This is a genomic window from Ruminiclostridium cellobioparum DSM 1351 = ATCC 15832 (assembly GCF_000621505.1).
GTDB classification, from domain to species: Bacteria; Bacillota; Clostridia; order Acetivibrionales; family DSM-1351; genus Ruminiclostridium; species Ruminiclostridium cellobioparum.
This window is the reverse complement of the sequence record NZ_JHYD01000040.1, coordinates 61,277-76,237: the sequence shown is the minus strand read 5'-3', so window position 1 is coordinate 76,237 and position 14,961 is coordinate 61,277. Positions and strand designations below refer to the sequence as shown.

Annotated in this window: 15 protein-coding genes and 1 tRNA gene; 1 reads left to right on the top strand and 15 read right to left on the bottom strand. The window is 39.0% G+C overall.

The window, feature by feature from the left end; translation table 11 throughout:
- Positions 1 to 118: 118 nt before the first annotated feature.
- Entirely contained in the window at positions 119 to 574 is a 456-nt protein-coding gene (locus T344_RS0115580) for a hypothetical protein (RefSeq protein WP_027629482.1), read from the top strand.
- Positions 575 to 781: 207 nt separating this feature from the next.
- Here T344_RS0115580 and T344_RS0115575 read toward each other — a convergent pair.
- The 15 genes from T344_RS0115575 to T344_RS0115495 all read right to left on the bottom strand — a co-directional run bounded on the left by T344_RS0115575 (position 782) and on the right by T344_RS0115495 (position 14,961).
- A tRNA-Met gene (locus tag T344_RS0115575) sits at positions 782 to 857 on the bottom strand.
- Positions 858 to 1,146: 289 nt separating this feature from the next.
- Positions 1,147 to 1,914: an SDR family oxidoreductase gene (locus T344_RS0115570; protein WP_004628871.1), complete on the bottom strand. Its 768-nt coding sequence runs from the start codon at positions 1,912 to 1,914 to the stop codon at positions 1,147 to 1,149.
- 163 nt (positions 1,915 to 2,077) lie between these two features.
- Positions 2,078 to 2,701, bottom strand: a complete 624-nt coding sequence (locus T344_RS0115565) for a response regulator transcription factor (protein ID WP_027629481.1) — start codon at positions 2,699 to 2,701, stop codon at positions 2,078 to 2,080.
- Positions 2,701 to 3,780, bottom strand: coding sequence for a sensor histidine kinase (locus tag T344_RS28425; RefSeq protein ID WP_051571932.1), 1,080 nt, complete (start codon positions 3,778 to 3,780; stop codon positions 2,701 to 2,703). The genes T344_RS0115565 and T344_RS28425 overlap by 1 nt, the downstream gene beginning before the upstream one ends.
- Positions 3,781 to 3,847: 67 nt before the next feature.
- On the bottom strand, positions 3,848 to 4,951 hold the full coding sequence (locus tag T344_RS0115555) for an ABC transporter permease (RefSeq protein WP_027629480.1): 1,104 nt from the start codon (positions 4,949 to 4,951) through the stop codon (positions 3,848 to 3,850).
- Positions 4,938 to 6,071 carry an ABC transporter permease gene (locus T344_RS0115550; protein WP_027629479.1) on the bottom strand — a complete coding sequence of 378 codons (1,134 nt, stop codon included), beginning with the start codon at positions 6,069 to 6,071 and terminating at the stop codon, positions 4,938 to 4,940. The genes T344_RS0115555 and T344_RS0115550 overlap by 14 nt, the downstream gene beginning before the upstream one ends.
- A 10-nt stretch (positions 6,072 to 6,081) precedes the next feature.
- On the bottom strand, positions 6,082 to 7,011 hold the full coding sequence (locus T344_RS0115545; protein WP_027629478.1) for an ABC transporter ATP-binding protein: 930 nt from the start codon (positions 7,009 to 7,011) through the stop codon (positions 6,082 to 6,084).
- 156 nt (positions 7,012 to 7,167) lie between these two features.
- Positions 7,168 to 8,346 carry a MalY/PatB family protein gene (locus T344_RS0115540; protein WP_027629477.1) on the bottom strand — a complete coding sequence of 393 codons (1,179 nt, stop codon included), beginning with the start codon at positions 8,344 to 8,346 and terminating at the stop codon, positions 7,168 to 7,170.
- A 200-nt stretch (positions 8,347 to 8,546) separates the two neighbouring features.
- Positions 8,547 to 8,813, bottom strand: a complete 267-nt coding sequence (locus tag T344_RS0115535; protein WP_004628780.1) for a hypothetical protein — start codon at positions 8,811 to 8,813, stop codon at positions 8,547 to 8,549.
- A gap of 268 nt (positions 8,814 to 9,081) precedes the next feature.
- Positions 9,082 to 9,552: a phage holin family protein gene (locus T344_RS0115530; RefSeq protein ID WP_027629476.1), complete on the bottom strand. Its 471-nt coding sequence runs from the start codon at positions 9,550 to 9,552 to the stop codon at positions 9,082 to 9,084.
- Positions 9,553 to 10,567: 1,015 nt separating this feature from the next.
- Entirely contained in the window at positions 10,568 to 12,622 is a 2,055-nt protein-coding gene (locus T344_RS29865) for a hypothetical protein (protein WP_027629474.1), read from the bottom strand.
- The gene (locus T344_RS0115510) at positions 12,623 to 13,177 is read right to left on the bottom strand and encodes a putative phage tail protein (RefSeq protein WP_242842092.1); all 555 of its coding nucleotides are present in this window, start codon (positions 13,175 to 13,177) and stop codon (positions 12,623 to 12,625) included.
- Positions 13,164 to 14,219, bottom strand: coding sequence for a baseplate J/gp47 family protein (locus T344_RS0115505; protein ID WP_027629472.1), 1,056 nt, complete (start codon positions 14,217 to 14,219; stop codon positions 13,164 to 13,166). The genes T344_RS0115510 and T344_RS0115505 overlap by 14 nt, the downstream gene beginning before the upstream one ends.
- On the bottom strand, positions 14,219 to 14,620 hold the full coding sequence (locus T344_RS0115500; RefSeq protein WP_027629471.1) for a DUF2634 domain-containing protein: 402 nt from the start codon (positions 14,618 to 14,620) through the stop codon (positions 14,219 to 14,221). Before T344_RS0115500 ends, T344_RS0115505 begins: the two co-directional genes overlap by 1 nt.
- Entirely contained in the window at positions 14,617 to 14,961 is a 345-nt protein-coding gene (locus T344_RS0115495; RefSeq protein WP_313559119.1) for a DUF2577 domain-containing protein, read from the bottom strand. The genes T344_RS0115500 and T344_RS0115495 overlap by 4 nt, the downstream gene beginning before the upstream one ends.

The window sequence follows — 14,961 nt, the reverse complement described above, 5'->3', positions numbered from 1 at the left end:
TTAAAGTAAAAAACTGGAGAATGTTAGAGGTGCGAGAAGAAAATTGCATCTTAAAACATAGAGCTCGAAAGCTATTGGAGTTTTCGAGAGTATTATAATATTAATAGGGGGTTAAACCATGTTTCAATTGCAATTTTGGATTTTCTTAGTTATCACGGTCTCCTTGGCATTATTATCCACCCGAAAAAAATTTACATTCATTGATTTCCAAATAATTATAATGATAATTGCAATAACCATGTCACTGGATATGATATTTTGTAAACAACTTAACTTATATCATTATGTAAATGCTGATTACAGAGGCTGGTATAGTTTTTGGGCAAATTTTATTATAGCTCCATCTCTGGGTATTGTATTTATAAAATTTGTCCCTAAATCACTTAGAAATATTGTGCTTTATATTTTAATTTGGCCGGTTTTACTCACAGCTCTGGAGCTATTTATTTTAAAACCTGCAAATATAGTAATCTATCGTGGCTGGAGACCTTTCCCATATTCTTTAGTAGGTTATATTTTATGCTTTATTATAGAGTGTATTTATTTTGAAAGTTTAAAAAAACGACTAAAGTAATTTCTATTGCTTTAGTACTTATAAAAAAGCCTCCAAGGCGAGTATATCTTCTTCATATCGAAGAACACTTCGTATACTATTTTGATATTTTTTAATCTCATTCGTACTGAATTTTCGATTAAATGACTTTGATTATCTCAATCGGTGTAAAAATGGTGTAAATAAAATCAAGGCTCTCAGGTTAAATCCTGAAAGCCTTGATTTTCATGGTTGCGGGAATAGGACTTGAACCTATGACCTTCGGGTTATGAGCCCGACGAGCTACCAACTGCTCCATCCCGCGATATATAAATTTTCTCTTTGAGAACACCGTTCCCTTAGCGACAAGGAATAGTATAGCACAGTGTTTCAGGGAATGCAAGAAGAATTTTTTACCAAAACAAATATTGTTTCGACAATGATATTTCAATGGAATGTAGAGATATAAGTTAAAATGGATACTCTGCTTCGTCAAATAAAAAATGCCACGAAATATCAAAGATAACGAAAACAAAGCAACAGATGGCACCTGCCTATTGAGGTGAGAAACATCTATTGCTTTTTATATATACATATTCAATACTTTAAAACTCTTAGATTGCAGTCCATCCACCGTCAACTGCAAGATATTGTCCTGTTGTATAGCTTGCCGCATCCGAGGCAAAATAAACAATTGCTCCGTCCAGCTCGCCGTCCCTTCCAGGTCTGCCCATTGGACAATATGCCTGGACGGCCTGCATGAAGCCTTCGCTTGCCATAACATCACTGGTCATTTCACTTGGGAAATAAGCAGGACCAAGTGTGTTAACCGTAATATTATGTTTAGCCCATTCATTAGCCAATGCCTTTGTCAGCATGAGCAAAGCACCTTTTGAAGCACAGTACGCGGAAATCGGTGAGCCTGCCATTGCAACAGTTGAATGGATGGAGCCGATATTGATGATTCTTCCGTATTTCTGCTCAATCATCACTTTGCCCACTTCTCTGGCAACATAATAAACAGCATCGCAATTGACTGCAAGCGTGGAACGCCATTCGTCATCTGTCTGGGTATCTGCCGGTATCCCTGTGCCTACGCCGGCATTGTTAACTAATATATCAATTCTGCCGAAGTGAGCTTTAACCTCCGAAACCATTGATGTTATTTCATTACTGTTTAACATGTCACATTTTATGGCTATGCAGCGGACATCCATTGCTTCAATTTCCTTCTTTACCTGTTCAAGTCTGTCAAGCCTTCTTGCGACAATTGCAATGTCTGCACCCTGGTTTGCCAATGCCTTTGCAAATTGTACTCCGAGGCCGGAGGAGGCTCCTGTAACGATAGCTACTTTTCCTTTTAAATCAAATAAATTTTTCATAAGTTTACCTCCAAATCTACTCTTATTATATATACATTTTATATTATTTATTATAGTACTTTGTTATATTTTTGTCAATCTTTTGTCTATCAATTAATACAGCTCCTATAAGTAAATAATCTTAATTTATATAATGAAATTTTCCCATCTGCGGTGTGAAATATTAGAAATTTTTCATGTAAAAAACAGCCAATTGGGTTCTGTCCCTTAGCTGAAGCTTTTCAAGTATATTTGAGATATAATTTCTGACTGTTCCCTCACCCATATAAAGTTTATCCGCTATTTCTTTGTTGGATAACCCGTCACATATGCATCTCATAATCTCGAACTCTTTTTGTGTTATACCGACTTCTTCAGGTGTGATGGTCCTGTTATTCTGCACCATATCCGACAGCATGGCTGCGATATCCTTGCCATATACCACATTCCCCCGCTCTATCATCCGCAGGCTGTCAATAATGACCTCAGGGGAGCTGCTCTTAAGAACATATCCTTCGGCACCGTATTTTATTCCGCTTATAATATATTCAGTATCTTTAAAGGTCGTCAAAAACAGTATTTTTATATTTGCAAACTGCTCTTTTATAAGTTTAGTTGCCTGTACGCCGTCCATAACAGGCATCCTTATATCCATGAGCACCAGGTCAGGCGATTTCTCAAGACATAATCCAATGCAGTCCTGCCCGTTTGCAGCAGTTCCCACTACCTCCATATCCTTCTCAAGCTCAAGAATCATTTTAAGCCCATCTCTGATAAGTGCATCATCATCTGCGATCAATACCTTCATCAGGCCTCTGCCTCCTTAATATTCGGGAGAGTATAAACAACGGTAAACCCATTGCTCCCATCTACAGAATAAGTCCCTCCGAGATTTTTTATCCGGTCTCTTATTCCTGCCAGCCCCACACTTTCAATTATTTTATTGCAGCCCTTTCCATTGTCCCTGTACAAACACCTGATATGCTTAATTTTTATATCTATGTGAAGTGTTATCTCACTGGCTTCGGAATGCTTGCTTGCATTTGTAAGAAGCTCTTTTGTCGTCGCCTCCATAACCTTTAAATTGGCAGTTGAAATCTTGTCAAAATCACCGTTGTGGGAAAAATCAATTTTACAGAATTTAAAATCTTTTATAATCTCATGAATGCTTTCAATTCCAATAGCCCGGCTGCTTTTAATATTGTAAACGGTATTTCTTGTTGTCTCAAGAGCATCTACAAGTTTTTCCGCACAAAGCTTCAGTATTCTCTCTACCTTGTGGCTGTCACTTAGAACTATTCTTTCAGCGGCTCTTAATTGAAAAAGCACGCCAGCAATACTGTGCCCCACATTGTCATGGATTTCTTTGGCTATTCTGTCCCTCTCCCTGATTTCTGCAGTCTGTTCAATTTCGTTTTGAAGTGTGACCAGCTCCGACTTTGTTTTCTCAAGCTGGTATCTCAGGGCTCTTTCATTATCCAGAAGTGTCAGGTGCGTCTTTTCCTTATCGTCGCTTTTACTTAAGGTATAACCCCACAAAACGCCTGCTGCAAGGTGAAAGCTAACCTGAACAACTCCCATTCTGTTTAATAGTATAAATGCAATAAAAGCAGCTATTCCCAGCATATAATATCTTTTAAAATATGCGAGATCCACAAACACTATTCCCAGCAATATAAGCAGATAGTGATTATTATAAGATAGTGCGACGATTACCGCCCCATAGATGCACGAATACAATTCCCTGTCCAGATACTTTTCCTTTATTGCAAAAAGGCACAAAGCTGTCAGAATAAACCCTGTGCCTGTCGGATCATTGATTTCGGTATTTTTTACCACCTCAGCAGCAGTCCATACAAATAAAAGAATCCCGTATATGTATTTCATAAAAACCGCCATTCTTCAGAATTCAGCATATTACAAGCAGTTTAAATACATTTTTATAGTAATATAATTACTTAGAAATATCAACTTTTTTTGCCAGTCCGGCAATAAGAAATATTGCAGCAAACATCAGCAGTATCCCATAATTTGTAATCAGGGTATTGACTGTGAGCGTCCCGTCCAGAGCAGCATCAACCGTTCTCATGACCCATGACACCGGAATGAATCTTCCGACCTTGTTTATTGTATCAGGCATCATATCAAACCTCCAATAGCATCCCCCAAGCATTATCAAAGGCGTTGTGACAACTGCAATGACGACATATGCCTGAAGCGGCTTCTTCAGAACAGAAGTTACAAATAATCCCATAGTAATGCAAACAAATGAAAATATAATAAACAGTCCGATAACAGCCAGAGGCATACTTCCCATATACATTTTGAAAATTAGTACAAGTGCCGAGATAATTACCATGGATTGTATTACTGCTGTTGTGAAAAATGCCGCCAGGTTTTCAGCCATATACCTTTTAATACTGACAGGGCTATAAAAAGTTCTGTAAAAAGTGCCGTTCGCTTTATCCTCCAGGATGAGCCCTGTAGTTATAACAGTCATATACATCATGAATTGAATTAAAAATCCGAAACCTGCTCTGGTTTTTTCTGTTTTATTTAAAATATCAAGATTTGTAGTGACGGTAAGTTTGGATTCACCGTAATTGCCCAAAGCATTCTCAAACCTGTGTTTATTGTAGCTTGAAGCATTTGCAATTAATTTATAATTTTCTATTTCGGTATTGATTGAATTTTTAATGAAATATAATTTTTGTCTGTCTTCCACGTAATATTCCCTGAGCTTGGGATCACTTCCGTTCAAAAGGTCCTCTTCAAAGCCCGGATCTATAATTATTGAATAGTCTACCATATAACTTGCAGTCATATCATATATCTGATCTTCGGTCAATTTCAAAAGTTTGATACCGCCGGTATTTTCAAGCAGACGGTATACGGCTTTGGAAGCAGCTGTCCCGTCATTGTCAACTATACCCACAGTAGCCGCCCTGTGGTCATTTAATGTAAACATAACTATAAAAATAAGCGGACATAAAATCATAAGTGTAAATCTGATTTTATTTTTAAATATTCTTTTGAGCGATGTGCTATATATTATCATAGTTGACCCTCCTGAGCTTTAGGAATGCTGCCGCATATACTGCTGCTGTAACGGCAAGCAGTCCTGCTGCCGACCTCAGCAGTACCCTGTCCGGATAATTGTACAGAATGCCGAATATAAAAACCTTTGCATAATAAATGGGATTTACGATATTGAGGCTTTGCAGCGCAGTAGCCGGTGTAATACCTCCTCCGGCATTTGACATTACCACTGTTAAGAGCAAGGCAAGCCCCATCGCGGACGCTAAGCTGCTAATAAACAAGTGGAGCATTACCCCCATCCCTATACAAAGGAAGGAAAATATCAAAAGAGCCACCCCTATTAAAGCAATATTTCCATCCCAGTTTGCACCGTACACAAATTTTGTAAATATAACCGTAACAATGCAGGACAAGAACAGGAACATGCTGGAGCCCAGTATATTACCGCATATAATTGTCCACTGTGAGGTGGGCAGCGAATACAGTCTTATCTGGATATTTGATTCCGGGTTTTTACTCACAATAAATATTCCAAGGATGGCACCTTCGGACACAACCATCAAAAGTGTTAAAACCGAATAATAATCAATTGCCCTTGGCAATTTTGCAGCAGCCGGTACCATTCTTTCAAAATAATTCGGGTTACCGCTGTGATCTTCTAATTTTATCCTATCCCCCGATATCCCTGATGCCACTGCAATTGCATTACTCTTTGATATATATGAATTTAGTACTGTTTGCACAAGCTCAATGTTTTTTCGCCCCTCAAGCCTGATTGCCGCCGGCTTTCCGTTCATTATGGCTTTTGTGCTGTTTTCCTCAACAACAAAATAATTATCAATCTTTCCGGTTTTCATAGCACTGATTGCATCCATTTCATTTACATAACTTTCAGTACGTATAATTTTTTTAATTTCATCTGTTTCAAGCATTTGTTCCAGACCTTTGCCCACCTGACCTTTATCAAGGATTATATAACCTGTTTTAACTTTTTCCTTGAAATCCTCAGTAAGCTTGTTATCAAATGCCGTTCCCAGCAATACGATAATACTGATGGGAAAGACTATCAGCGCTATCAGTATCCTTATATCCCTTATTTGTTTTAAAAATTCATAATATGCCGACCATAATATTTTCATTGGATGCCCCCTAATCCCTCAGCTTTTTGCCGGTAAGTCCGAGGAATACATCTTCAAGTGAAGCATCCTCCATATTTATTTTTGTGATGATTCCTCCATTTTCAACGATGGAATTTATTATTCTTGCCAGGCTGCTGCTCTTGTCCAGAATAACCTTCATCTTACCCTTCTGGATCAAGCATTCCTTCACACCGCGGACAGCTTTGACAGCCTCGGTGATGGAATGGCTGTAATTCTTCAGCACAATATCAATAATCTGTTCATCCTGTATGTATTCTTTCAATTCTTCTATGGTGCCCTGTGCAATCAACCTTCCATTATCCATGATCACAACCCTTGAGCAAAGAACCTCTACTTCCTCCATATAGTGGGAGGTGTATATAACTGTCGAGCCCATTTCGTTCAATTTTACTACAGAATCCAATATGTGATTTCTGGATTGGGGATCAATCCCCACGGTGGGCTCATCCATTATTATCAGCTTTGGCTTGTGCACTATGGAGCATGCAATATTAAGTCTCCTCTGCATTCCGCCCGAAAATTTCTTCGGGTACTCATTTTTTCTCTCCCACAAGCCTGTAAAATCCAATGCCTGCCTGATGCTGTCCTTGAGTTCCCGGCCCTTCAGTCCGTAAAGTCTTCCGAAATACTCCACATTTTCATAAGCTTTAAACTCATTATAAATAGCAAGGTTCTGAGGAACCACACCTATATTTTTCTTAACATAATAATTGCTCTGGGACATAACCTGATCAAAAATTTTTATTTCACCTGAGTTGATTCCTGTTATACCTATTATTGAATTAATAAGTGTGGTTTTTCCGGCTCCGTTTGGTCCCAGCAAACCCAGGATCTCTCCTTCCCGGACATTCATACTCATATTGTCCACGGCGATCCGGTCTCCGTATCTTTTTATAACATCCTTTATCTCGACTATCATATATTTATCCCCTCTCAATTGTGATGAACAGTGGAACGATATGCCAATATCCAAATTGATGGTATAAGTATACACTTTATCAGACAGTATTTTTAGTGATAAAAAGACCGATATAAAATGACAATTGTCACTTTATACCGGTACATTTGTCCGCTGTTATATGAATTGCTGCTCAACCGCCGTCTGGAGCTGTTTGAGTGCTTTTTCAACCGTTGCTCTGGGACAGGCCACATTCATTCTCATATAGCCCTCTCCATTTTTACCGAAATAGGTTCCGGCACTCATTGCAATTCCGGCCTTGTGCACCATAAAGTCAGTCAGCTGGTTTCCTGTCATACCCAACTTCCTGCAGTCAAGCCATATCAGGTATGTCCCTTCGGGACGGACAGGTTTTATTAATGGTATATTTTTGCTCGTATAATCCATAACCAGGTTTATATTTTCTTCTATGTATGGAATAAGCTGCTCCAGCCACTCTTCACCATACTGGTATGCTGCCTGTGTACTCACGAGACTGAATACATTATTGCATTCTATGTGGAGTTTTTCCCAGGCCCGGTCAAAGGCTGCTTTGGTCTCCACATCGGGGAAAATTACCACTGAGGACTGAAGGCCGGCCAGATTGAAGGTTTTACTTGCAGCTATGCAGGTGATTGTCAATTTCCTTAGTTCTTCGGATATTGCTGAAAACGGGGTATGCTTATTCCCCCATAAAATCAGATCCGAATGTATCTCATCGGCAATTACTTTAATGCCGTATTTTACACATATCCTGCCCAAAGATTCCAGTTCATCCCTTGTCCAGACCCTGCCTACAGGATTGTGAGGACTGCATAATATAATGTATTTGGCTCCCTGCCGGGCTTTTTCCTCTATATCCCCGTAATCCATGTAATAATGTCCGTCTGTTTCCTTTAAGGGACTCTCAAGAAGTTCTCTCTGTGCATTCCTGACCGCATTGTAAAAAGGGCCGTATACAGGTGTCTGTATGATTATCTTGTCATCGGGCCGGGTCAATTCCCTGACGATCATGCATATGGACGGAACTACACCTAAACTCATGCTCATAAGCCGTTTATCAATATCCCAGTTTTTCCGCCTCTTCTGAAAGGAGCATACCGCATCGTCATATCCGTCAGGTTTGACAGTATACCCGAAAACACCGTTTTCAGTACGTTCTTTAATAGCATCCAATATTGGCTGTGCAGCCTTGAAATCCATATCGGCAACCCATAGCGGAATGGCATCCGGGTTCCCGTATAAAGTTTCCAGCCCGGTATATTTTTCGGCTCCAGTGCGGCCTCTGTCTATTATTTCATCGAAATCATATGTCATATGCTCTAATCATCCCTTAATAATTTTATAAATAATACACTTTTAATACCCTTTTCTCTATTTTTCCAACCGGTACAAATATTTAATTTCAGCATCCCTTTCGGTATTTACTTTATATTTTACTATACTATTGGTGCTTCATCAATTTATATGACATGAAGGATGACATAAAGATAACAATCTTGATATTGACCAATTAACTAAATTTTGAACTCCATACCGTCAATCAAACCCTCAATATAAAGAGCTCTGTAAATCAGCTCGGAAATATCGTTATTCAACTTATCATAATTGCTCAGCAGTTGTAATTTATCATTCTGCAAATTGTGGGCCAATAGCTTTCTTGTTTCAATGAGCTTGTTCTGAATATCTATATAAATGTCCTTTACACATTCTTTATTGCATATACTGGATACTCTGCCGTAAACCACCTCATCTATTGCCTCTCTGCTTTTCTGATTGCCCATTAATTACTACCTCCTCGATAAGTACAAAATTAATCTTCAAAATCGAACATATGTTCTTATTTAAGTATAATACTCTCGAGTGAGTTTTACAATACTTGTATGAAAAAATAAATTCTGTTTGCAAGAGTAAATGCTATGCCTGTATAACTTATATTTATATCTCATTTTAGCCATAAGTCAGTTATAACAGCGGGTACAGCATTGCCTGCCTGTGCTGAAAAGGGGCAATTTATACAAGCCTCCACCGCTATAAGGCCAATAAAAGAGGTTAATTGTCTCCAGTGGCTTTATCCCCTGCCGAATCCACAGCTCCCTTGAACAGCGCCAATGCCTGTTTTACAAAACCCGGTACAGGTGCCCCCATTTTGCCAGCGTTTTCGATTATACTTCCAAGCTCTGTAAGTATGTACCAGGTCATAGTCAGCGGACACAGCATAACCGTATATTTGAAAGGGAAATCCACATTCGGTATATTATTTATAATCATTCCTAAAATGGAATCGAATATTGCAGTCACCAGAACGGCAATAATGCAGCCTGTCTTATGCCACAAGCCTTCTCTTGCAATTTTGGATTCCCAGTTGCCGCATTTAAAGGCTGCCATAAATCCTGTCAGCAAATCACCTGTCATACTGGCTATAAATATTACAACCAGCCAGCCGAACCAGCCAAATCCGGCCGTAATTGCCGTAAATACAGCCGTCAGTGAAATTTTAGCGGCATTTATATCATTCTCCATAAAGCTATCCTCCGTAACTTTTTTCTATTTCTATGATAAAGGCTTCAAAACCCGGATCATTTCCTCTTTTTCAGCCAGAATTCATATGGGTGTCGGCCTTTTCAACAACTATTTTAAATGCTTCCTTGATGGCCGATAGTCTTTTAATTTTAGACTTAATCAATGTAATAAAACTTTTTTCTTCTGCTATTTTTGTCTTTTCTCCAATATATATGGGCACCGGGACAGGCCTTGTTTTTAAACCAGCAATGGTACGAAAGTGCTGTGACAAATGGCACTATATTGAACTTCCTGCATAACAGACTGCCTTCCGATGAAACCGCTGACATACTTTGTCAGCTGAAAATGGTTATTTTTGCATCCCTATGCCCTTGATACTGTTCGGTGCTGCTGGATATATTTAAGCTTTTTAGCTTCCCTAACGCTCAGACCTTTAGTTTTTAGGTTTTTCCGGCACTGCGGTATGAATTTCCACCTTTATTGTTTCCTGCTCGCGTTAACCCATAAACCAAGAAAAGGACTACCCGTGGGAAGGGTAGTCCTTTTCTTGGGGGGTGATGAATGAATTGATGTAACGCAGTGTTGGCCTTATCCAGTTATTTCCAACCTTTGTTCAGTAGTAATCCAGGATTTACTTACAGCAATGTCCAACTGCTCTGCTGTCAGCTTTTCCGCATGGTATAAGTAGTTTAAGCGCTCAAACATTTTTTTACATCCCTAGACTTGGTTAAAATTAACTGGTCGATCTGCTGCTGCATATTGAGATTGTCGATAATCAACTGGTCAACCAGTTCCTGCAGCTTTTGAGTTTCAAGCTTCGGTAAATCCTCATATAATAGGGTATATGTTCTTCATCATTTATATCAATACTTTTAAGTATTTTATTTCAACCCACATGAATGGAGCCTCTACAGACTCCATTGGTGAACTGCCTTGCATTTAGCTTAATATAAAGCCTGTATTATCATAAATTACTAACATTTGCGATATAAAAAATGTTCTCCTTCCATTTTATTTATTCTATAGCTAACCATGTACACGTAGAACCTCCAAGAAACGGTAAAGTAAATCCAGTTGTCGATACTAATGCTGGTGATACATCCGCTTTAATATTATGTTGAGTCCAAGTCGACATATACTTATTTACTTGAAACAATTTTACTGAACGTGGATACAAGTTATTCGCCGCTCTTTCATCATATAATGAGTAATACTGATATACGCCATCAGAATAACATAAAAGAATAAGAGTTGGTTTAAATGTTAAACCAGATACTATAACTTGATTAAAATAATTATAATTTGTGCCATCTACATACGCAAAATTATAGCTTCCTGCGACCGAATCCGCGCTACCTGTAGCAAACCTTTTACCTGTAAATGATCCAGCCAAACCAAATATATTTTTACCACTCACTATGTTCGAAGGAATAAAATTAGGGTCATTCATGATAATTGGTCCATATCCGTTCCCATTAACTTCACTTTTATAATAACCTTCTTGTGGCCTCACGCAAAGTGCTCCCCCGCCATCCGCTTTCCAACTTGAAGCAGGGGTATAAGCTCCGCCATTAGTTGCAAATGTTCTATTTGACATTTCTCCAACTAGGCGATTACCTCCACTATAATAAACCTTTCCTTGAAGTCCATCCCATATAGTAGCTGTAGCATCACTAGTTAAAGATTGTAAACTACTATCCCACCAATTATATTTCAAATATGATCTATAAGATGATGGCGCTGTTGTGCCTTCAATAAGCATGATAGAATCAAAATATGCTCCACCCTCTGCTTCGTTTCGTATAACCACCGCAATCTCTGTATTACTACCAGAGTTAAAAGTACCAACGCCTTGAAAAATTTGGGTAGTTCTTGCTGAATTAAATATCCGCATAGTTATAGTAGCAGTAACACTATATAAATTACCGCTAATATAATAATTTGTATTAGGCTTTACTTTAATTATTTGATACACGTTAGCCATAATAGTACTTTGTAATCTGAATCTCCCACTTTCCACAGATAAAGCAGCTGCGGCAATAGGAGTCCAATATTTAGTACCGTCTTCACAATTACCATTCCTAACCATATTTGTATAGGAACTTACCATTACATCAACTTCTTCTTTTGTTGGTTCATTACCAACACCAAATGAGTCAGTTAAATCAAATGCCATTACTTCCATTACTTCCATTACTTTCCCATTAGCTGTAGCAATATCTACATAATTTTGTCTAACAAATATAGTGCGATCTAATTCTGTAGTTAAAGTAGCTATACCACTTATAGTATAAATTACCCCATTAGTAGGAGTAGAAATAACAGCTGCTGGTACAGTAGAAGTTGTATTATCGCTAACAGATATTTGTATCGATTGACAAACAGCATTAGTTACTTTTACTTTAACTATTACATATATCTTCTTGCCTACACCACCTTTAACAATAGTACTAAGGGGATAAATTTGAGAAAAATAATTAACATTACCATTAGTTAAAGTTGCTATATTATTGGATATAACAAGATTCCCATTATATGTTGTCCAACCACCATCATAAATCGTAAAATTACCATTCTTAATCAAATTAGGTAACTTAGGTATATCACCTCCTTCACCCTGTAATTGAAAATTTGCTCCATCATACTTTAAAGAATATATTCTTCCATAAAGGAGTTTCCCTGCTTGAATTTGATATCCTTTTGAATCAATTATGGGTTTTGCACCTATCCCATTTACATTTAATGTTGATGGACCTGTATTTGCTGCATGTATTTTTAATACTATACCTAAACCTTCACCAAATGTGGCTGGAGCAGGATTTAAGGTCGCAAGGTATGTATTGGCTACTCCTGTTGATATTGCATACCCCGGTTGCCTCACATAATCCGACAAATGCGAACTTAAATCAGAGCTTACAGAAGAAATCTTTTGATCAGTATTTTGGTTATCCTCATTCAATCTCTCCAGTTCCTGGTCTATAATGTCCATATTCCCATTTTGATCTTCGACATTATAGAAATCCTCAGGTGAAGGTTTCTTCAAATTATAATTACTTGTATTTTTCGCCATTTATTTTAGCACCTCACTTCTTAATTGTTCATGTGTATATGCCGCCAATTGCGCATTTGTATACCCGGAAAGTATTGTATGTGTGTTATACAGCAGGCTTAAATCAATGATTATATTGGCGGGCACTGTTCTTTCCAGCAGGCTGTTTACCTCATCAAATTTACCCTTTTCGGCCAGTGCTACTCTTACCACCAAAGTGTATTCATCATTCCTCAGTTCCACCGAATAGCCCGACTCTCCGCAAAGGGCATCCAGCTGGCTTTCAAGTGTTCTCCTGGTATATGGCAGCTTTTCATTGAGTCTGGCAAGTATTCTGAACTTCCTGACTTCCAACGATTCAGAGCCTTTTGGGAATATCTTCAGAATGGTTTCCCACCTTTTGATGCCATTTTCTGTAGCATCGGCTACAAACTGGTCACTCAGCACATCTTCAAGTAACCCCCAAATTAAACGGAGTTCAGGATTTTCAGCGGCGGCAAGCTCTCTGAATTCTCTGAACTCCGTTAGGAAATCCGGAAGATAGTTCAATATATTTATTTCTCTATCCAATAACATCACCCCTCACAGGAATACAATCCTTATCCAACACGAGGTTCTGTTCCAGACCGTTTATCTTTGTGTTTGAGATATCAAGAACACCCGCCACATTAAGGAATCTGGTCTCCAGCTGACTTATCCGGACTATTAAATTTGCACTGTCGGCCCAGTTTTTGCTGAGCTCTTTGAAGTATTCGTCAATTGTTTTTTCCACATAGTCCTTAAGATCATCCCAGATCCAACCGGGATTGTAACTGATATTTGTTTCAATATCGACTGTTTGTACTCCGACACCTTCTACAGTTACAATATGCCCGATCGGAGCTATCCCTGCGCCGTTTCCCCTGTTCTGCACCGGATCGATCCTGGTTTGAATATCTGAAATCAGCTCTTCGGAAGGCTTATTATACTCTGAATTAATGACAATCAGTTTAACGGTGCCTCCCCCGTTCCATACCGGATATACTTTAACTCCCCCCACCCCCTGCAGTTCATTGACTTTTTCCTTATAATCGGTTATGTTTCCGCCAAAAGCCTGAGAATCAAGTGTGGCAAAATATCTTGCCCTGAGTTGTTCCGTTTCCTCTTCATCTTCTCCGGGAATAAGTATTTCAGTCACTTCTGCATAACTCAAACCGTCAATATAATTAATGGGAATTAAAGTTCCGAAATTCCTGTTGCCCTCGGTTCCAGCAGTCTCACACTCAAGTTTGAACTGAGATTCAGCTATTTTTTCAGTCACCTTATAATTCAGGCTGCCTAAAGAAAATCTTGAACCAACAGGGACGTTCATGTTGAATATACCTTTGACGACGGCGTATGATGCTGCTTTGGGAGCTACACCCCGTTCGGCGGCTCTTTTTATCAGATACTCTCTTGAAGCCGTGTCTGCAAATGCTTCGTTCAATATAACATCAGCTTCGATGTACATCTGTACAAGCTCGGCTGCCGCAGGTGCAAGCGCATCAAATATTACCGAACCTTCCCGCTTGTCAATACCATTTGGTATACGGTCCAGCATGCGCTGCAAAATATTTTCATACGTTAAATTTTCATACATCAGTTTCTCACCTCCTTCTCAATTTCAATATCACCTTCGGTTGTTGCAACAGTAAATTTCACTGAAACCTTTCCTTTTCCCGGAGAAAAAGAAAAATCACCTACATCGGTGATTCTGTCGTCCCTGAGCAGGGCGTCTGTTATTTTTCTTTTAATATCCGAATAGACATACGGAACGGGCTGGCCCATTAATTCCACCATTTCCGAGCCGTAGTTCCAGCTGTATATCAGGTAATCGTACCTCTCGGTATTAAGAATCTTATATATGGCCTGTCTCATTGCCTCACTGCCGTCCAGCAGCCCCGATATCCTTTTTTCTTCCAGGTGCATTCTGTAGGTTCTTACAGGCTGCTGCACCGATTCAAAATCAGGCTGCAAATCCTCATCAATAAAAGGAATCATGTATTCACCACCTTATCCAATACTACAAATTTTTGACCGCCCTGCATCTGGAGCATTATTACTTCGTCTCCGGCAACCAGCCCATTGTGAACCCGGAATTTCTTTTTACCCTTATAGGGGTGAACGTGAGAGTTGCTTTCCTCGGTAAAGTGCTCAACAGTCATCTCCAGATCATAGTCCCTGACATTATTGGTAAAAATCAGCTGTGCTTCATTTAAAGTCAGCTTTTGCTCTACAAATATTTTTACAGGTGCGGTGCTCACTACCTTGCCGAACAATACGGACATGGGCTTCGAATCATTTACCGCTCCCATGGCGGCCGATTTAATAAGTTCAACCAT